The sequence below is a fragment of the Streptomyces flavotricini genome (assembly GCF_020639365.1).
Taxonomy (GTDB): domain Bacteria; phylum Actinomycetota; class Actinomycetes; order Streptomycetales; family Streptomycetaceae; genus Streptomyces; species Streptomyces flavotricini.
On the sequence record NZ_JAINUL010000001.1, the window covers coordinates 2,869,856 to 2,889,536 of the forward strand.

Genomic DNA, 19,681 nt, shown 5'->3' on the forward strand with positions numbered 1-19,681 from the left:
CGACGTCCCGTCCGTTTTCGAGGGATTGATGCTCCGGTGAGTCAGATCGTCGTCAAACGCCCGCCGCGGTCCCTGCCGCCCGAAGTCCCTTCGGACGAGCTGAGACTGGAGGCTCCGCCGGAGCTTCCCCGCGGGCAGCAGGAGGGCATGCTGATGCAGCTCCTGCCGATGCTCGGCATGGGCTCGTCGGTCGTCTTCTTCTTCATGCCGGGTGCGGCGCCCTTCATGCGCATCATGGGTGTGCTGATGCTGGTGTCCACGGTGGGCATGGTCCTGGCCCAGCTGGTGCGCCACCGGCGTGGTACGCAGGGGCAAATGGCCGATGTCCGGCGGGACTACCTGAAATACCTCGCGCAGACCCGCCGTCAGGTCCGCAGGACCGCTCGGGCGCAGCGCGACGCGCAGCTGTATCTGCACCCGGCCCCCGAGCAGTTGTGGTCGGTGGTGGCCGAGGGCTCGCGGCTGTGGGAGCGGCGCGTCGGTGACGAGGACTTCGGGCAGGCCCGGCTCGGGCTGGGCGCGCAGCGTCTGGCGACTCCGCTGGTGGCGCCGGACACGGCGCCGGTGGACGAGCTGGAGCCGCTGACGGCGGGCGCGATGCAGCGCTTCCTGAAGGTCCACTCCTCGCTGGACGGGCTGCCGGTGGCGGTGTCGCTGCGGGCGTTCTACCACGTGACGGTGTCCGGTGAGCCGGAGTCGGCGCGCGGGGCGGCGCGGGCCCTGGTGGCGCAGCTGGCGACGCTGCACTCCCCCGAGGACCTGGTGGTGGCCGTGGTGGCCGCGCCCGGGGCGGTGCCGTCCTGGGACTGGACGAAGTGGCTGCCGCACACGCAGGTGCCGGGGCAGGTCGACGGTGCCGGTACGAAGCGGCTGTTCAGCGATGACCTGACCGAGCTGGAGGGGCTGCTGGCGCCCCGGCTGGAGGGGCGTCCGCGGTTCAGCCGGGACGTGTCCCCGGTACTGGACCAGCCGCACCTGGTCGTCGTGCTGGACGCCAACTCGCGCGGCGGGCTGGTGCCGCCGGACTCGGCGTTCGCGGCGGCCGAGGGACTGCAGGGCGTGACCATCGTCGAGGTGGTCGCGGGCGAGCTGGACGAGCCGCGCGGCGGGCTGTCGGTCGTGGTGCGGCCGGGCCGGCTGCGGCTGGAGTCGGGCGCGGGGATCGCGTACGAGGGCGTGCCGGACACGCTGTCGCTGCCGGCGGCGGAAGCGCTCGCGCGGCAGCTCGCGCCGCTGCGCACGGGCGGCGGGGACGACGACGAACCGCTGCTGGCCAACCTGGACTTCACGGACCTCCTGAACCTGGGCGACGCGGCTTCGATCGACGTGGCCCGGACCTGGCGGCCGCGTTCGGCCGGTGAGCGGCTGCGCGTGCCGATCGGTGTGGGCGAGGACGGCGCGCCGGTCATGCTGGACCTGAAGGAGGCGGCGCAGGAGGGCATGGGCCCGCACGGCCTGTGCGTGGGCGCGACCGGCTCCGGCAAGTCGGAGCTGCTGCGCACCCTGGTGCTGGGCCTGGCGGTCACGCACACCTCGGAGACGCTGAACTTCGTGCTCGCCGACTTCAAGGGCGGTGCGACCTTCACGGGCATGGGGCAGATGCCGCACGTGGCCGCGGTCATCACCAACCTGGCGGACGACCTCACCCTCGTGGACCGCATGGGCGACTCGATCCGCGGTGAGCTGCAGCGCCGCCAGGAGCTGCTGCGTTCGGCGGGCAACTACGCGAACATCCACGACTACGAGAAGGCGCGCGCGGCGGGCGCCCCGCTGGAGCCGCTGGCCTCGCTCGTACTGGTCATCGACGAGTTCAGCGAGCTGCTGACCGCGAAGCCCGACTTCATCGACATGTTCATCCAGATCGGCCGCATCGGCCGTTCGCTGGGCGTGCACCTGCTGCTGGCCTCGCAGCGCCTGGAGGAGGGCAAGCTGCGCGGGCTGGACACGTACCTGTCGTACCGGATCGGTCTGCGGACCTTCTCGGCGGCGGAGTCGCGGACCGCGATCGGCGTGCCGGACGCGTACCACCTCCCGTCGGTGCCGGGTTCGGGCTACCTGAAGTTCGGTACGGACGAGATGACGCGCTTCAAGGCGGCGTACGTCTCGGGCACCTACCGCTCGGGCGGGCCGGACCTGTCGGTCGGGCTGTTCCCGGTGGAGCGGCGGCCCGCGCTGTTCACGGCGACGCCGGTGCCGGTCGTGTACGCGGCTCCGGACCCGGCGTACCTGGCGGCGCAGTCGCAGCGGGAGGACGACGCGCTCGCGGACACGGTGCTGGACGTGATCGTGGGCCGGCTGGAGGGGCAGGGGGTGCCTGCGCACCAGGTGTGGCTGCCGCCGCTCGACCAGGCCCCGCCGCTGGACCAGCTGCTGCCGGCGCTGGCGCCCTCGGCGGAGCGGGGGCTGCACGCGGAGGGGTACACGCGGCCCGGCGGGCTCGTCGTCCCGCTCGGCCTCATCGACAAGCCGTTCGAGCAGCGGCGCGAGGTGCTGTACCGGGACTTCTCGGGTGCGGCGGGCCACATGATGGTGGTCGGCGGCCCGCAGTCGGGCAAGTCGACGCTGATGAGGACGCTGATCTCCTCCTTCGCGCTGACGCACACCCCGCGCGAGGTGCAGTTCTACGGGCTCGACTTCGGCGGCGGCAGCATGTCGTCGATCGCCGAGCTGCCGCACGTGGGCGGGATCGCCTCGCGCCTGGACCCGGAGCGGGTGCGGCGCACGGTCGCGGAGGTGGGCGGCATCCTCAACCGCCGTGAGGAGTTCTTCCGCTCGAACAACATCGACTCGATCGGTACGTACCGGCGGCGGCGCGCGGCGGGCGACCTGCCCGGCGAGGCGTGGGGCGACGTGTTCCTCGTCATCGACGGCTGGGGCGGCTTCCGGACCGAGTACGAGGGCCTGGAGCCGGTGGTCACGGACATCGCCTCCCGGGGTCTGGGCTACGGCATCCACGTGGTGATCACGGCGGCGCGGTACATGGAGGTGCGGGCGGCGCTCAAGGACCAGATGCTGAACCGGCTGGAGCTGCGGCTCGGCGACGTCATGGACTCCGAGTTCGACCGCAAGGTCGCGGCGAACGTGCCGACGGGGATGCCCGGCCGCGGCCAGGTCGCGGAGAAGCTGCACTTCCTGGGCGCGCTGCCGCGGATCGACGGCGCGCACGACCCGGAGGAGCTGTCGGAGGCCACCGCCGCGTTCGTGTCGGCGGTGAAGCAGAACTGGGCGGGGGCCGCGGCCCCCGGCGTACGGCTGCTGCCCCGGCTGCTGCACGCCGACCAGCTGCCCCGGGGCGGGGACCAGCCCGGCCGCGGGCTGGCCATCGGCATCGACGAGACGGACCTGGAGCCGGTGTTCGTCGACTTCGAGAGCGACCCGTTCTTCCTGGTGTTCGGTGAGAGCGAGTCCGGCAAGACGAACCTGCTGCGGCTGATCTGCCAGCAGATCGCGGAGCGGTACACCCCGGACCAGGCCCGTCTGGTCGTCGGCGACTACCGGCGCAGCCTGCTCGGGGCGCTGCCGGAGGAGCACCTGCTGGAGTACGCGCCGATGGCGAGCTCGCTGCAGACGCACATGGAGGCGCTGGGCGGGGTCTTCTCCCGGCGGCAGCCGCCGACCGACGTGACTCCGCAGCAGCTGCGCGACCGCAGCTGGTGGACGGGCCCGGACGTGTTCATCGTCATCGACGACTACGACCTGGTGGCCACCAGCCAGGGCAATCCGCTGGCCCCGCTGGTGGAGTACCTGCCGTTCGCCCGCGACACGGGGGTCCGCTTCATCATCGCGCGCAACTCGGCGGGCGCCTCGCGCTCGATGTACGAGCCGTTCATGCAGCGCTTCAAGGAGCTCGGCGCGCAGGGCGTGGTCCTGTCGGGCGATCCGTCCGAGGGGGACCTGATCGGCAACGTCCGCCCCCGCCCGATGCCCCCGGGCCGCGCGTACTTCTCCTCGCGCAAGCGCGGCACGTCCCTGGTCCAGCTGGGCCGCCTGCCCGGCGCGTAGGGGCGCAGGAGCGGCACGGACGAGAAAGCGGGGCCCGGCCGGCGGCCGGGCCCCGCTTTCTCGTGATCGACGGGAAACACTCCCCCGCGGTGGGCCGGAGCGCCGATAATCGGGAGGGAAGACCGCGGGAGCACCGCACCGCCGAGGGAAGGGCCGCACATGGGCACTCAGCAGGAGAAGGACGAGCTGTACGCGCTCGACATCAGCGGCGTCGAGTGGGAGGGCCCCCCGGGATCCAGCCCCGACGAGGAGCGGGTCGAGATCGCGCGGCTGCCCGAGGGTGCGGTGGCCATGCGGTCCTCGCTCGACCGGGAGACCGTCCTGCGCTACACGGCGGCCGAGTGGGAGGCCTTCGTGCTCGGGGCCAGGGACGGGGAGTTCGACCTCGACCGCGGACCGCGCTGAGGCCCGTACGGCGAAACGGCACGAAGGGGCGCGCCCGGTCGGGCGCGCCCCTTCGTCATGCGGCTGTTGCCGACCGGGCTCAGTAGGCCTCGGTGAACAGGCGCGAGGCCTTCACGTCGGTGGCGCGGTAGTCGCCCTTGCCGCGCTCGATCAGTGTGGCGACCTGCTCCAGCTGCTTGTGCATGTGGTCGGCCTTGCCCTTGTACTTCCCCTGGAGGGTGACGTAGGCCTGGTGCGCCTCACCGTCCCAGGTGTCCGTGACGACCTTGAGGGCCTGGTCCATCTCCTCCAGGTCCGTCATGATCTTCTTCGAGACGACGCGGATGCGGTTCGCCATCTCCTGGACGCTCTCATACCGGACCTTGGTGTGCCCGCTGTCACCGGACATGTTGTGCTCCTTCGCGCTGAGTTGAGTGGGAACGGCGTGGCCGCGTAAGACCTGGACGGCAGGTCAGATGCCGTTGAGGCCCGAGCCGCCCTGGCCGGCGCCGGCCTGGACCGTCTTGAACGCCGCGCGCACGTCGTCGTCCTGCGCGTTGCTGAGATTCTTGGTCTGCGCGACCGCGTTGTGCAGCACCCCGAGCAGACGACGGATCTCGTCGTGGTCCTCGTTGACGACCGTCTGGGCGGAGACGAAGCCCGAGGCACCCACACCGGTCCAGCCGGCGCTCACCGTGGCGAGGATGTCGGCCAGCTCGCGGGACTGGGTGGTGACGGCGCGGGCCGTCGTCTCGATCTTGTTCTTCGCCTGGACGATCGGATCGTCTGCGAGTCCGAAATTGCTCATCCGAAGCTCCTCACTTCTCAATTCGCCGGCAGAACCGGCGGATTGCGCAGCGGAAGGGAAGTTCCGGGCGCGGATGCGAGTCACGCGCCGCCGGAAATCCCCTCCGCCTCACGCGATCCCCCGATCACAGTCGTGAAGCCTGGTGTCACTCTAGCCAGTTCATCTGACAGCCCCAACACCAGTGGGCCGCTACCGTTGATGAACTGTGACGGTTCACTGCAAACGGCCCCGGCGCTTGCGGGCGTCGCGCACCACCGTCGCCGTGCCCGCGATGACCGCGATCAGCACGCCCGCGATGCCGAGAGCGTACGTGCCGAACCGCTCCTCACGCTCCTGCGCCGTCTCCGTCATCCGCAGCGCCGCCGCCTCGGGCGCGGCCGCCGGGGGCGGGCCGGGGTCCGGGACCGGCGCCTTGGGGGTCTCGTGGTCCTGGGTGAGCGCGCGGACCGGGTCGACGACTCCCCATCCGACGTAGTCGTCACGGCCGTTGACCGAGCGCTCGGCGGTCCCCTGGATCTGCCAGATGATCTGCTGCGGGGTCCAGTCCTCGTGCTTGGCGCGCAGCAGGGCGGCGACTCCGGCGACGTACGGGGCCGAGAAGCTCGTGCCGTTGTCGATGCACTGGCCGAAGCCGGGGACGGTGGAGACCATGTCCACGCCGGGCGCCGCGACCCCGATGAAGTCTCCGGGCTGGGAGAACGCGGCCCGCTCGTTGTTGCGGTCCGAGGCGGCCACGGCGAGGACGCCGGGGAAGGCCGCCGGGTAGGTCTTGCGCTTCTCGCCGGTCATGCCGTCGTTGCCGGCCGAGGCCACGACCACGACCTTGGCGTCGACGGCCCGCTGGACGGCCTTGCCGAGATCGGAGTCGGCGCTCAGGGGGACGTCGGTGTCCTGGGAGATGTTGATGACCTGGGCGCCCTTGGCCACCGCGTGGTCGATCGCCTGGCCGAGCGAGGCGGCGTTGCCCTTGCCCTGTCCGTCGTTCTGCCGGATCGGGATGATCACGGAGTCGGGGGCCAGGCCGACGAAGCCGGTGCCGTCCTGCGGGCGGGCCGCGATCAGCCCGGCGACCTTGGTGCCGTGGCCGACCGTGTCGGTGGTGCCGTCACCGCCCTTGGGGTCGATGAAGTCCTTGCCCGCGCCGACGTCGATGGCGCCGCTGAGCTGCGGGTTCGCCCGGTCGACTCCGGTGTCGATGACCGCGACGCGGACGGGTTTGCCGCTCTTGTCCTTGCCCTTGGTCTGCGCCCAGAGCGCGTCGAGCAGCAGCCGCTGCAGGGCCCAGGGGCGGTCGGCGATCTGCTTCTTCATCGGGAAGGTGCACTCGCCCGCGCCCGCCAGCTCCAGCGGGGCGGCGGCCGGGATGCGGACGGGGCCCGGGTACGTCGCCGCCGCGGCGGCGCCGGCCGCGGCCGTCGTACCGGACAGGGCGGCGAGGGCGAGGACGGCGACGGCGAGGGCGCCGCGCGCGGACGGGGGCTTGGGGATCGGCATCGGCGGCTTCCTCACGAACCCTGCGGCTGGCGGGCGGAGTTGGTGTCCAGGCGCGGGCCCTTCGAGAGGAACTCGGACCACGCGATGGGCACCAGGGCCGGGGTGACGGTCCCGTAGCCGAGCCGGATCTGCGCCTGGCTGGCCTCGGGCCGGCCGTCCGCGGTGGCCTGGCCGTTCTGCTGGTCGGGGGCGCCGATCTTCGACTTCTCCGCGTCGCTGTCCCCGTTGGCCTGCACCGCGTACCGCAGGCCGGTGTCGGTGACCAGGAAGAGGGCACCGCCCGCCGTGGTCTGCTTGCCCTGGACCTGCGTGTAGAGCAGCCCCGAGCCCGGCGTGACGTACGCGCTGGTCCCGCTGGCGGTGATGTCGATGGGGAATCCGGTGCCGGCCCACGTGCTCAGCGTCTGGTTGCCCTGGCCGTCGACCGAGCGCAGCACGTTGCAGACGGTGTCGCGCGCGCCGGCGCCCTGCGAAGACGCGCCCTGCGCACCGGCGGCGTCCGCCGGGGCGGCCGTCATGTTGATCCGGTCGCCCTTCTTCTGCGGCCACTTGGCCTCGGCCTTGAACGCCGCGGTGTCCGGGTTGAGGGACTGGAGGTCGACCTCGTGGGGCTTGCCGTGCATGTTGAGGCCGTCGGTCGCGGGAGCCGAGATCAGCAGCCACGCCACGAAGTCGGAGACCGGCGCGACCTTCCCGGGCAGCACGACGTAGTGCTGCGCGCCGGAGCCGGTCTGCGCCATCAGCACCATGCCGACCTTGTTGTCGGCGGTGGTCAGGCCCTGGACGTCCGCCTTCGTGCCGGCCGGGACCGGCAGCTGCGGGAAGGCCAGGTCGTCCCCGGAGTTGAGGGTGGCCAGCCACGACTCGGTGACCTGCTGCGGGGTCGCTCCGGTGCTGCCGACCAGCGCGTTGGTCATCTTCCCCGCGTCCGCGCCGCCTTCGGGGAACTTGTACTTCGTCCCCGAGGCGTCGATCAGGTAGCGCTCCTTGGCCCCGCCCGTGCTCTGCACGTACAGCATCTGCGTGTCGGTGAGCTTGCGGGCGTCGTCCATCAGTCCCGCCTCGCGGTCGGCGAGGACGAACGTCGCGGTCTGCACGGTCTTGCCGTTGCCGCCCGGCGCCTGGCAGACCGCCCACCGCTTCGCCTTGCCCGCGTCCTGCGGGGCCGGGAGCCGGTCGGGGGCGTAGGGGATGCCGATGATGGGCCCGCGCGGCGGCTTGCCCGCGTCCAGGACCTTGTCGTCGATCTGGATGACCTTGAACTTCTGCGGGTCCAGGAGGAGTCGGGCCGAGGCGAGGTTGAGCACCGGGTGGAGCCGGGTCTGGTCCTTGCCGTTCACCTTCGTCGTCAGGACCACGTACCGGGTCGTCGACTGCTTGCCCACGATGACCTTCGTACCGGCCTCGTCCCAGCCCTTGGGGGCCTGCGGCTTGAACATCCCCCACGCACCGAACCCGGCGAGTACGAGCGCCCCCGCCACCAGCCCGGGCAGGACCGCGCGCAGCGGCCGCGGCGCGCCTTCCTCGGAGCCCGTGGCGGAAGGCTGGAGGAACGCGGCCACGGTGCGCCGCTTCGCAAAGGTGTACGCGTTGAGTTCATCACGTCGTGATGCCATGACCGCCTGCTTCTCCCCGCACGGCCCGGTCGGTGAGTACGGTCCCCGAGCCTCGATTGTCGGACCGGGCACCTACTATGCCTCTTGACGGAGGGCGGGTACCGGCCGGGTAGGGTGAGGCCGCCGCTTCCTGCCTTCCGGACCGCGCGAATTCGCGGGTCCTCGGGACATCAGGGCTTGTTGGGGTGGATTGGGGAGATTCCGGGGTCATGCGGCGGGCAGCGTCCGGCTCCGGCACTCACGGGGTACGGCCCCGGGAAGGGGAGGTGGGCGCATGATGACCACCGCGACGCAGCCGCAGACGGGTGCGCCCGCACCCGCACGCGGCGGGGTGACGCCGTATCCGAAGTCGAGCCCGGGCCGCTTCGGCCCGTTCCGATTGCAACAGCTCGTACTGCTCCAGATCGCCGTGGCCGCCCTGCTGGTGGCCTGGGTCGTGGAGCCGATGCTGCTGGTGCCGGCCGGTGTGCTGGCGCTCGCCCTGGTGGTGCTCGCCGTCGTACGCCGCCACCAGCGCTCCCTGCCCGAGTGGCTCGGCGGGGCCCTCGAACTGCGCGCGCGCCGCCGCCGGGCCGCCTCCTTCACGGTGCCCGCGGGCACCGAGCCCGGGCTGGCCCCGCTCGTCGAGGCCGATCCGGCACTGCGGACCCTCACGTTCAGCGACCGTGACCGGCGGCCCGTCGGGATGGTCGGTGACGGCACGTTCCTGACCGCCGTCGTCCAGGTGGACATGGACGCCACCGCGCTGCGGCCCGACCGCGGCGCGCGGCCGCTGCCGCTGGGGCTCGTACGGGACATCCTCGAAGTCGACGGCATCCGGCTGGAGTCGGCGCAGCTCGTGCAGCACACGCAGCCCGCGCCGGCCCCGCACCTGCCGGCCCAGTCGATGGCCACCCGCAACTACGCGCCGCTGCAGGCCGCCACGGGCACCCCGGCGGTGCGGCTGACGTGGATCGCGCTCAAGCTCGACCCGGAGCTGTGCCCCGAGGCGGTCACCGCGCGCGGCGGCGGGCTCGCGGGCGCCCAGCGCTGTGTGGTGCGGGCGGCCGACCAGTTGGCGAGCCGGCTGACCGGGGCCGGGTTCCGGGCCACCGTGCTCACCGAGCAGGAGCTGACGGGCGCGCTGGCCACCTCCTCGTGCGCGAACCCGATGGCGATCACGCAGGCCGGGCGCACCGCGAGCACCGGCCGGCGGACGGAGGAGACGGCGCGGATCTGGCGCTGCGACGACCGGCGGCACACCACCTACTGGATAGCCCGCTGGCCGCAGCTCGGCGGCGGCGGGTCGGCGTCCCTGCCGCAGTTCGTGGCGCTGCTGACCTCGCTGCCGGCGCTGGCGACGAACTTCAGCCTGACGATGGCCCCGGCGGAGCGCCAGGGCGTGACCCTGACCGGGCACGTACGGGTCACGGGGCGCAGTGACGAGGAACTCGTGGCGGCCCGCCGGGAACTGGAACGGACGGCCCGCGGCGTGCGCACCGGGCTGGTCCGGCTCGACCGCGAACAGGTACCGGGGCTGCTGGCTTCGCTGCCGCTGGGAGGGGCGCGATGAGGGGCGGCTTCGGGCTGATCGGCCCGCGCCGGGAACGGCACGTGGTCCAGGCGGCGGACCTGGACGGGCTGGCGCTGCCCGTCGGGGACGACGGGGTCGTCATCGGCGTGGACGCCGAGGGGCGTCCGGCGGTGCTCGGCATCAACCGGCCGACGCCGTACGAGGTGACGCTGATCGGCGGCCTGTGGACGGCGCAGGTGCTGGCGCTGCGCGCGGCGGCGACCGGTGCGCGGGTCGCGGTGGAGACCGGGCGCGGGCAGGTGTGGTCCGGGCTGGCCCAGGCGGCGGGCGGCGGCCAGCAGTGCGTGACCCTGCACGAGGTCGGCCGGGTGCCGCCGCAGGGCGCGTCGGCGGGCAGCCCGGTGCTGGTGATCCGGGACTGCGGGATGCGGCCGCCGCGCGGGCGCGTGGTGGCGGGGCCCTGGCAGTCGGTGCTGACCCTGCTGCCGTACCTGAGCCCGACGGCGCCGCGGCTGCTGCAGAACTCCTCGCTGGTGGGCGTCCAGCGGGTGTCCCCGGACGAGGCGGAGCAGCTCGGCCGTCTGATGAACCTGCCGCGGGCGGCGGTGGACTCGCTGCCGACCCTGGGCGACGGGGTCACCCTGTGGTGCACGCCGCGGGACCGCCAGTTCGTGATGACCCAGGGCACGGAGGCCGAAACCGGACTCCTGGGCCCCTCCCGCCGCATCGACTGAGCCGCGGTCCGGGGCGCAGCCCCGGCGAGGGCCGGTGACGGTTGCTCAGGACGCGGCCACCCTGTAGGCAGGACGGGAAGGACGATGCCGACGGCCGCCCCGCGGGGCCCGGCCCGCGGCCCGTCCACGGGGGCGGACACCGGCGTCGGCGCGCACGATTAGGCTGAGCGTGGGCGCGGCGTCGAGGTGGGCGCCGGACCAGTGTTCGACATACCAGGAGGACCAGTGAGCGGCGATCGGAACGAGAGGCGCGGCGGGACGTGGGACGTCCCGACGGACGATCAGTCCGACGCGGAGCCCGAGGTGACGGGCGAGTTCACCATCGACTACACCCCGCCTGCCTGGTACACGCAGGGTGCGGCCCCGGCCACGCCCGTACCGGGGCTCCCCGAGGGCAGCGGTTTCGAACCCCACCGCCCGTCGGACGTGGCCTCGCCCCCGACCATGCGGATCGCCCCGCCGGCTCCGCGCACCCCGTCGGACGGCGCGGGCGTACCGTCCCCCTTCCCGCCGCCGGCCGCGCCGGTCCCGGCCGCCGCCGACGGCGCGGCGCCGCCCGTGCCGCTCCCGGCACCGGCACCGGCACCGGCACCGGCACCCTCCGGTACCCCGGCCGACACGCCGCCCCCGCCGGTCCCCGCACCGGCACCGGCCGACATGCCTGCGCCCCCGTCGTTCCCGGCCCCCGCCGACAGCGCCGCCCCGCCCGCGGCCTTCCCGGCACCGGCACCGGCACCGGCACCGGTCGACGCGCCTTCGCCGACGGCGCTCCCTGCCGACGGCGTCGGCGCTCCCGCCGCCGAGGTGCCTCTTCCGGCGGCCCCGGCCCCCTTCGCTCCCCCGGCCCTCCCGGCTCCGGTCGACGCGCCCGCGCTGCCTGCTCCGGCTCCGGCTCCGGCTCCTGAGCCCGCGGACGCGCCCGGGCAGCTCGGCAAGGCCTCCTTCGACGCGCCCGACACCGTCAGGCGGCAGGACACGCCGCCCGACGGGACCCCCGTCCCGTTCGCGAGCCCCGAGCCCGCGGCTGCGGCCGCGGAGGACGAGCCCCGCGACGCCGTGCCCGCGCCGGAGGGCCTGGCGCCCGTCAGCCCCCCGGACGCGGTTCACCCGCCCGTGGGAGCCCCCTTCGGGGGACCCGGAGGCGAACTCCCGGCGCTGCCGCCCGCGTTCCCCTCCACCACGCCACCGCGGGACGGGTACGGCTTCCCGCCCTCCCCCGGCCCGGTCGCGCCGGCGCCCCAGGACGGCTACGGCTTCCCCCCGCACCCCGGCCCTGCCGCGCCGACGCCCGCGCCCGCGCCGCAGGACGGGTACGGCTTCCCTCCCGCCCCCGCACCGGCGCAGCCGATGCCGCAGGCCCAGCCGCCCGCCGACGCGGGCGACTACGCCTTCCCGGCCGCGCAGTCCACGCCCGTACCGCCGCAGCCCCAGCAGCCCCAGCAGCCCCAGACCCACCAGCAGCAGCAGCAGCCCCAGTACGACCCCCGTGCCAACGTCCAGTGGCCCTCCGGGCCCCAGCCGGGCCCGCAGCCGCACGACCCGCGGTACCAGCCCGGTCCCGGCACCGGCGGTGGCGCGCCCCTCGGCTACACCGCCGCGGTCGAGCTGTCCTCGGACCGCCTGCTGCGCGGCAAGCAGAAGCCGCGGCCGCAGCGCTCCGGGTTCCGGTTCGGCGGCAAGGCCGCCGAGGCCGAGCGCCTGCGCAAGCTGGAGCTGATCCGCACCCCGGTCATGTCCTGCTACCGCATCGCCGTCATCAGCCTCAAGGGCGGCGTCGGCAAGACCACGACCACCACCGCCCTCGGCGCCACCCTCGCCACCGAGCGCCAGGACAAGATCCTGGCCATCGACGCGAACCCCGACGCGGGCACACTCGGCCGCCGCGTCCGCCGCGAGACCGGGGCCACGATCCGGGACCTGGTCCAGGCGATCCCGTACCTGAACTCGTACATGGACATCCGGCGGTTCACCTCCCAGGCCCCCTCCGGCCTGGAGATCATCGCCAACGACGTCGACCCGGCCGTCTCCACGACGTTCAACGACGAGGACTACCGCCGCGTCATCGACACGCTCGGCCGCCAGTACCCGATCATCCTCACCGACTCGGGCACCGGTCTCCTCTACTCCGCGATGCGCGGCGTCCTGGACCTGGCCGATCAGCTGATCATCATCTCGACTCCGTCGGTGGACGGCGCCAGCAGCGCGAGCACCACGCTCGACTGGCTCTCCGCGCACGGGTACGCCGACCTGGTCTCCCGCTCCCTCACCGTCATCTCGGGGGTCCGCGAGACCAGCAAGATGATCAAGATCGAAGACATCGTGCAGCATTTCGAGACCCGTTGCCGGGGCGTCGTCGTGGTGCCGTTCGACGAGCACCTCGCGGCCGGTGCCGAGGTCGACCTCGACATGATGCGGCCGAAGACGCGGGAGGCGTACTTCAACCTCTCCGCGCTCGTCGCCGAGGACTTCCTCCGCGCCGCCCAACAGGCACCCCAGGGCCACTGGGGAGCACCTCAGCAGCCCCAGCCCCAGCCCCAGCAGCCGCAGGCGTACCAGCAGCCTCCGCAGCAGCCGCAGGGCCAGCCGCCCTACACCCCGCCCCAGGGCCCGTCCCCGTACCAGCAGCCTCCGCAGCCGTACGCCCAGCCCTACCCGCAGCCCGGCCAGCCCTGGCAGCCCCAGCAGCAGCCGCCCCAGCACCCGCAGCAGCCCCAGCAGCCCCCGCGCGACCCGCGCCTCGGCTGACCGGCCACGGCAGCAGGAAGGGCCCGTACCTCCCCGGGGGAGGTACGGGCCCTTACGCGTTCGGGGGCGATCAGCCGCCCGCGAGCCGGCTCAGCGCTCCGCGTCGTACGACTCGGTCAGCGTCCGAGCCCGCTTCACGTCGTCCGCGATGGCTTCGAGGAGGCCGTCCAGCGATTCGAACTTCGCCATGCCGCGCACGTACGCGAGGAAGTCCACGGTCACGTGCAGGCCGTACAGGTCCAGGCCGACCCGGTCGATCGCGTACGCCTCCACGGTCCGCTCGGTGGCGTCGAACTGCAGGTTCGTGCCGACGGAGATCGCGGCCGGCATCCGCTCGCCGCCGGCCGTGAGCCAGCCCGCGTACACGCCGTCCGCCGGGATCGCGGTGTGCGGGGCCGTTTCGACGTTGGCCGTCGGGTAGCCGAGCTCGCGCCCGCGCTGGGCGCCGCGTACGACGACGCCCTCGACCCGGTGCGGGCGGCCCAGGATCTCGGCCGCGCCGTCCATGTCGCCCTCGGCGACCAGCCTGCGCGCCAGGGTGGAGGAGAACGGCACGCCGCCGCCCGCCTCGCCCCGCTCGACCAGGTCCACGACCTCGACCTCGTAGTCGTACGTGGCACCCAGCTCGCGGAGGAAGGCGACGTTCCCGGCGGCCCGGTGGCCGAAGCGGAAGTTCGGACCCTCGATGACGGCGCGCGCGTGCAGCTTGTCGACGAGCACCTTCACGATGAAGTCGGCCGGGGAGAGCTGCGAGAACTCCGCCGTGAACGGCAGGATCAGCAGTGCGTCCACACCCAGCCCGGCCATCAGTTCGGCACGGCGGTCGTACGGGGCCAGGATCGGCGGGTGGCTGCCGGGGCGCACGACCTCGCTCGGGTGCGGGCTGAAGGTGACGACGACGGACGGGACGCCGAGCGCGCGGGCCTTGGCCACGGCCCGCCCGATGATCAGCTGATGGCCCCGGTGCACACCGTCGTACGAGCCGATGGTGACGACGCTGCGTCCCCAGTCCTGGGGGATGTCCTCCAAGCCACGCCAGCGCTGCACTGTGACCGCTCCTCGCCCGAACCGTGTAGGCCCTTGTACTGGTTGCCGATTGCTGGTCTAAGACTGCCATGCCCGTGCCCGGTGGCCAGCACCGGCATCTGGCTGGGGTCTGTCTCCGTCATCTCGGGCGGTCGGCGCCCCGGCGGGGAGGGAGCACGAGTGGCGAAAGCGCCCCCTTACGCTCCCTCCAGTCACTCCGAGCGCCTGCCCGGACGGGTGAATACGAGGGCCCCGCTGGATAGAGACCTACCCGAGGGGGGTCGTGGAGCGGTGAGCCGCAGACGATGTGCGCTCACCGCTCCACGTCGAAGCGGATCGGCGGATCGACGGATCAGGCGAAGACCGCCAGCGACTTCGCCTTGCCGCCCTTGCTCTCCACCAGACCGAGCAGCACGCCTTCCGGCCCGTAGACCGCCACCGTCCGCCCCGCGGGGTACGCGTCCGGCATGTCGATCCGCACGCCGTTGGCGAGCAGCGAGGCCCGCCGGGCGTCCAGGTCCCAGCGCGGGAAGGCCGCGGCCGCCGCCTCGCCGATCGGCATGACGGTCAGCTCCTCCTGGAGCTGGTCCAGGGTCCGCGCCCGGTCGATCTTGTACGGGCCCACCCGGGTGCGCCGCAGCGCGGTGAGGTGCCCGCCGACGCCCAGGTCGGCGCCCAGGTCACGAGCGAGCGCGCGGATGTACGTACCGCTGGAGCAGACGACGGAGACGACGAGGTCGACGACCTTGGTGCCGTCCTCGGCCTCCGCCTCCCGCATGTCGTACACCTGGAACGACGAGATGGTCACCGGCCGGGCCGGGATCTCGAAGTCCTCGCCGTCGCGGGCGCGCTTGTAGGAGCGCACGCCCTTGATCTTGATGGCGCTGACCTTCGAGGGGACCTGCATGATCTCGCCGGACAGCTTGGCGATGCCCTTGTCCACGGCCTCTCGGGTCACCGCGGAGGCGTCCGTCGAGGAAGTGATCTCACCTTCCGCGTCGTCCGTCAGGGTGTCCTGGCCGAGGCGGATCGTGCCGAGGTACTCCTTCTCGGTGAGCGCGAGGTGGCCGAGGAGCTTGGTGGCCTTCTCGACGCCCAGGACGAGGACGCCCGTCGCCATCGGGTCGAGCGTGCCGGCGTGGCCCACGCGGCGGGTCTTGGCGATCCCGCGCATCTTGGCGACCACGTCGTGCGAAGTGAAGCCGGACGGCTTGTCGACGATGACAAGGCCGTCCGGCGTCTTCCCTGCGTTGGTGCTCATTCCGCGGCTGCGTCCTCGTCGTCGTCCTCGCCCGGCTTCTTGTACGGGTCGGCGTCGCCGGCGTACTGGGCGCCGGAGGACACCTCGCGCACCTGGGCGTCGGAGGTGCGCGCCTTCTCGAGGAGGTCCTCGATGGTCTTCGCGTTCTCCGGGAGGGCGTCCGCGACGAAGGTCAGGGTGGGCGTGAACTTGGTGCCCGCCGCCCGGCCGACCGCAGAACGCAGTACGCCCTTGGCGCTCTCGAGGCCCGCCGCCGCGCTGGCGCGGTCCTCGTCGTCACCGTAGACCGTGTAGAAGACCGTGGCCTCCCGCAGGTCGCCGGTGACCCGGGTGTCCGTGATGGTCACGTGCGTACCGAGGCGGGGGTCCTTGACACCACGCTGCAGCTTCTCGGCCACCACCTCCCGGATGAGGTCCGCCAGCTTCTTCGCCCGCGCATTGTCGGCCACTGGTCCGTCTCCTTCTTATGTCTTGCAGTCAGTCTTCATCACCGTGCAGCCGCCGTCTCACCGACAGCAGCTCCACTTCCGGACGTGCCGCGACCAGCCGCTCGCAGCGGTCCAGTACATCCGAGAGGAACCCCGCGTCCCCGCTGACCAGAGCGACCCCGATACGGGCCCTGCGGTGCAGGTCCTGCTCGCCCACTTCGGCCGCGCTCACGGAGAACTTGCGTTGGAGCTCGGCGACGATGGGCCGGACGACAGAGCGTTTCTCCTTCAGCGAGTGGACGTCGCCGAGGAGCAGGTCGAAGGACAGAGTCCCCACGTACATTCAGTTCCGGATATCCCGCCGGTTCGGGTTCGGTGGCCTGCCGGCGTCGCGCGGCAGGGTCACCAGAACCGTACACGCAACGGCCGGGGCCGATCGACGGATATTCCGCCGACCGGCCCCGGGCTTACGACACGGTACGAACCGCCTCGCGCTTACGCGCGGGGCTTCTCGCGCATCTCGTACGTCGCGATGACGTCGTCGATCTTGATGTCGTTGAAGGAACCGAGGTTGATACCACCCTCGAAGCCCTCGCGGATCTCGGTGACGTCGTCCTTGAAGCGGCGCAGACCGGTGATGGTGAGGTTCTCGGCGATGACCTTGCCATCGCGCAGGAGCCGCGCCTTGGTGTTGCGCTTGACCTCGCCGGAGCGGATGAGAACACCCGCGATGTTGCCCAGCTTGGACGAGCGGAAGATCTCGCGGACCTCCGCCGTACCGAGCTCGACCTCTTCGTACTCCGGCTTGAGCAGACCCTTGAGGGCCGCCTCGATCTCCTCGATGGCCTGGTAGATCACCGAGTAGTAGCGGACGTCGACACCCTCGCGGTCCGCCATCTGCGCGGCACGGCCGGCCGCACGGACGTTGTAACCGATGACGATGGCGTCGGAGCCCATCGCCAGGGCGATGTCGGACTCGGTGACCGCACCCACACCGCGGTGCAGGACGCGGATGTCCACCTCTTCGCCGACGTCGAGCTGGAGCAGCGAGGACTCGAGGGCCTCGACCGCACCGGACGCGTCGCCCTTGATGATGAGGTTGAGTTCCTGGACCAGACCGGCCTTGAGGACCGAGTCGAGGTCTTCCAGGGACACCCGGCGGACGCGCTTGGCGAAGTTGGCGTTGCGCTCACGCGCAGCACGCTTCTCGGCGATCTGACGGGCGGTGCGGTCCTCGTCGACGACGAGGAAGTTGTCGCCGGCGCCGGGGACGTTGGTGAGACCCAGGACCAGGACGGGGGTCGACGGACCCGCTTCCTCGACGTTGTTGCCCTTGTCGTCGAGCATGGCGCGCACTCGGCCGTAGGCGTCGCCCACGACCATCGTGTCGCCGACGCGGAGGGTACCGCGCTGGACGAGGACGGTGGCGACGGCACCGCGGCCGCGGTCGAGGTGGGACTCGATCGCAATACCCTGAGCGTCCTGCTCCGGGTTGGCGCGCAGGTCGAGCGAGGCGTCGGCGGTGAGGACGACGGCCTCGAGCAGGGAGTCGATGTGCAGACCCTGCTTGGCGGAGATGTCGACGAACATCGTGTCGCCGCCGTACTCCTCGGCGACCAGACCGAACTCGGTGAGCTGACCGCGCACCTTGACCGGGTCGGCACCCTCGACGTCGATCTTGTTGACCGCGACGACGATCGGGACGCCGGCGGCCTTGGCGTGGTTCAGCGCCTCGATCGTCTGCGGCATGACGCCGTCGTTGGCGGCGACCACGAGGATCGCGATGTCGGTCGACTTGGCACCACGGGCACGCATGGCGGTGAACGCCTCGTGACCCGGGGTGTCGATGAAGGTGATGCGACGCTCTTCGTCGTTGACCTCGGTGGAGACCTGGTACGCACCGATGTGCTGCGTGATGCCACCGGCCTCGCCCGCGACGACGTTCGTCTTGCGGATGGCGTCGAGCAGACGGGTCTTACCGTGGTCGACGTGACCCATGACGGTGACGACCGGCGGACGCGGCATGAGGTATTCCTCGCCGCCCTCGTCCTCGCCGAACTCGATGTCGAAGGTCTCGAGGAGCTCGCGGTCCTCTTCCTCCGGGCTGACGATCTGAACCTGGTAGTTCATCTCGCCGGCCAGCATCTCGAGCGTCTCGTCGGAGACGGACTGCGTGGCGGTGACCATCTCGCCGAGGTTCATCATCACGGCGACGAGCGACGCCGGGTTGGCGTTGATCTTCTCCGCGAAGTCGGTGAGCGAAGCACCGCGCGACAGGCGAACGGTCTCGCCGTTGCCGCGGGGCAGCATCACGCCGCCGACCGACGGGGCCTGCATGGCCTCGTACTCCTGGCGCCTCTGACGCTTCGACTTGCGACCGCGACGGGCGGGCCCGCCGGGACGGCCGAAGGCACCCTGCGTGCCACCACGGGCACCGGGACCGCCGGGACGGCCACCGAAGCCGGGACGACCGCCGCCACCGGCGCCGGCCGGGCCGCCGCCGAAGCCGCCGCCACCCGGACGCGGGCCGCCGAAGCCGCCGCCGCCCGCGGGACGCGAGCCGGGACCGGCCGGACGGCCGGCGAAGCCGCCGCCACCGGGACGACCGGCGCCGCCACCGGGACGCGCGCCACCGGCACCGGGACCACGGCCACCGGGGCCGCCACCGGGACGGGGACCGGGACCACCGGCAGCGGGACGCTGCGGCATCATGCCCGGGTTCGGACGGTTACCGCCGGGAGCACCACCGGGACGCGGGGCGCCGCCCTGCGGACGGGGCATGCCACCCGGGGTCGGACGACCCGCACCGGGACCCTGCGGACGCGGAGCGCCACCGGGACCACCCTGCGGGCGGGGAGCACCCTGGCCAGCGCCGGCGCCGGGGGCACCGGGACGGGGAGCGCCGGCCGGACGGGGCGCCTGCGGGCGCGCCATGCCGGTGGAGCCACCAGAGGTGAACGGGTTGTTGCCCGGACGGGGACCGGCCGGACGGGCGCCCTGCGGACGCGGGGCCTGGGAACCGGGACCGGCGGGACGCTGTCCCTGACCGGGGGCGGTGCCGGCCGGGCGCGGAGCGCCGGGACGGGCGCCTGCCTGGCCGCCCTGGGCCGCGGGACGCTGCTGCGCCGGACGCGGGCCGGGGGTCGCGCCGGGACCGGCGGGACGCTCGGTGCGCGCCGGGGCGGCGGGGGCCGCCGGAGGCGCGGAGAACTCGGTCGCCACGGGAGCCGCCGGAGCGGGCTTCGGGGCGGCCGGGGCCTTCGGGCCGGGACGCGGGCCGGAGGCGGCCGGGGTCACCGGGGCAGCCGCGGCCGGAGCCTCGGCAGCGGCCGGCTTGGGGGCCGGTGCACCGGGCTTCGGCGCACCGGGACGTGCAACGGCACCCGGGGTGGGAACCCCGGGCTTGGCGGGCGCGGCCTTGCGGGGCGCGCCCGGCTTCGCAGCGGACTTGCCGGCGCTGCCGCCGGGCCCCTGCAGTGCGTCAGTCAACTTGCGTACAACCGGCGCCTCGATCGTCGAGGACGCCGAACGGACGAACTCACCGAGTTCCTGGAGCTTGGCCATGACGACCTTGCTCTCAACTCCGAACTCCTTGGCGAGTTCGTATACCCGGACCTTAGCCACTTCGCTCCTTTTAGGTCCGGGTTACGCCGGACCGTCGCTACTTCAT

At 72.8% G+C, this 19,681-nt stretch carries 14 protein-coding genes; 5 read left to right on the plus strand and 9 right to left on the minus strand.

The features are described 5' to 3' along the window. Positions 1 to 36 precede the first annotated feature (36 nt). Both eccCa and K7B10_RS12660 read left to right on the plus strand, forming a co-directional pair. Positions 37 to 4,002 carry a type VII secretion protein EccCa gene (eccCa, locus tag K7B10_RS12655; RefSeq protein WP_229336191.1) on the plus strand — a complete coding sequence of 1,322 codons (3,966 nt, stop codon included), beginning with the start codon at positions 37 to 39 and terminating at the stop codon, positions 4,000 to 4,002. 159 nt (positions 4,003 to 4,161) lie between these two features. Further along, positions 4,162 to 4,407 (plus strand): DUF397 domain-containing protein, encoded by a 246-nt coding sequence (locus K7B10_RS12660; RefSeq protein ID WP_229336192.1) that lies wholly within the window; start codon positions 4,162 to 4,164, stop codon positions 4,405 to 4,407. A 79-nt stretch (positions 4,408 to 4,486) separates the two neighbouring features. On the opposite strand, the gene K7B10_RS12665 is transcribed toward K7B10_RS12660, so the two are convergent. From K7B10_RS12665 to eccB, 4 genes are all read right to left on the minus strand, one after another. Beyond that, the gene (locus K7B10_RS12665; protein ID WP_134070720.1) at positions 4,487 to 4,795 is read right to left on the minus strand and encodes a WXG100 family type VII secretion target; all 309 of its coding nucleotides are present in this window, start codon (positions 4,793 to 4,795) and stop codon (positions 4,487 to 4,489) included. A 63-nt stretch (positions 4,796 to 4,858) separates the two neighbouring features. Next, positions 4,859 to 5,194: a WXG100 family type VII secretion target gene (locus tag K7B10_RS12670; RefSeq protein ID WP_030859748.1), complete on the minus strand. Its 336-nt coding sequence runs from the start codon at positions 5,192 to 5,194 to the stop codon at positions 4,859 to 4,861. Between the two features lie 213 nt (positions 5,195 to 5,407). After that, positions 5,408 to 6,688, minus strand: a complete 1,281-nt coding sequence (gene mycP, locus K7B10_RS12675; RefSeq protein WP_229336193.1) for a type VII secretion-associated serine protease mycosin — start codon at positions 6,686 to 6,688, stop codon at positions 5,408 to 5,410. A gap of 11 nt (positions 6,689 to 6,699) precedes the next feature. Next, positions 6,700 to 8,304, minus strand: a complete 1,605-nt coding sequence (gene eccB, locus K7B10_RS12680) for a type VII secretion protein EccB (RefSeq protein WP_229336194.1) — start codon at positions 8,302 to 8,304, stop codon at positions 6,700 to 6,702. A 274-nt stretch (positions 8,305 to 8,578) separates the two neighbouring features. Here eccB and eccE point away from each other — a divergent pair, with 274 nt between their 5' ends. The 3 genes from eccE (at position 8,579) to K7B10_RS12695 (ending at position 13,296) form a co-directional block, all read left to right on the plus strand. Next, positions 8,579 to 9,856, plus strand: coding sequence for a type VII secretion protein EccE (eccE, locus tag K7B10_RS12685; RefSeq protein ID WP_229336195.1), 1,278 nt, complete (start codon positions 8,579 to 8,581; stop codon positions 9,854 to 9,856). After that, on the plus strand, positions 9,853 to 10,551 hold the full coding sequence (locus K7B10_RS12690) for a hypothetical protein (protein WP_030859752.1): 699 nt from the start codon (positions 9,853 to 9,855) through the stop codon (positions 10,549 to 10,551). The genes eccE and K7B10_RS12690 overlap by 4 nt, the downstream gene beginning before the upstream one ends. A gap of 225 nt (positions 10,552 to 10,776) precedes the next feature. Further along, positions 10,777 to 13,296 carry an SCO5717 family growth-regulating ATPase gene (locus K7B10_RS12695; protein WP_229336196.1) on the plus strand — a complete coding sequence of 840 codons (2,520 nt, stop codon included), beginning with the start codon at positions 10,777 to 10,779 and terminating at the stop codon, positions 13,294 to 13,296. Positions 13,297 to 13,386: 90 nt separating this feature from the next. Here the strand turns inward: K7B10_RS12695 and K7B10_RS12700 are convergent, their stop codons facing one another. The 5 genes from K7B10_RS12700 to infB form a co-directional block, all read right to left on the minus strand. Then, positions 13,387 to 14,343 (minus strand): bifunctional riboflavin kinase/FAD synthetase, encoded by a 957-nt coding sequence (locus K7B10_RS12700; RefSeq protein ID WP_229336197.1) that lies wholly within the window; start codon positions 14,341 to 14,343, stop codon positions 13,387 to 13,389. A gap of 331 nt (positions 14,344 to 14,674) precedes the next feature. Beyond that, the gene (gene truB, locus K7B10_RS12705; protein ID WP_229336198.1) at positions 14,675 to 15,583 is read right to left on the minus strand and encodes a tRNA pseudouridine(55) synthase TruB; all 909 of its coding nucleotides are present in this window, start codon (positions 15,581 to 15,583) and stop codon (positions 14,675 to 14,677) included. Next, entirely contained in the window at positions 15,580 to 16,032 is a 453-nt protein-coding gene (gene rbfA, locus K7B10_RS12710) for a 30S ribosome-binding factor RbfA (protein ID WP_031148855.1), read from the minus strand. Before rbfA ends, truB begins: the two co-directional genes overlap by 4 nt. Before the next feature lie 28 nt (positions 16,033 to 16,060). Continuing rightward, on the minus strand, positions 16,061 to 16,354 hold the full coding sequence (locus K7B10_RS12715) for a DUF503 domain-containing protein (protein WP_229336199.1): 294 nt from the start codon (positions 16,352 to 16,354) through the stop codon (positions 16,061 to 16,063). Positions 16,355 to 16,506: 152 nt separating this feature from the next. Then, positions 16,507 to 19,635, minus strand: coding sequence for a translation initiation factor IF-2 (infB, locus tag K7B10_RS12720; protein ID WP_229336200.1), 3,129 nt, complete (start codon positions 19,633 to 19,635; stop codon positions 16,507 to 16,509). Between the last annotated feature and the right edge of the window lie 46 nt (positions 19,636 to 19,681).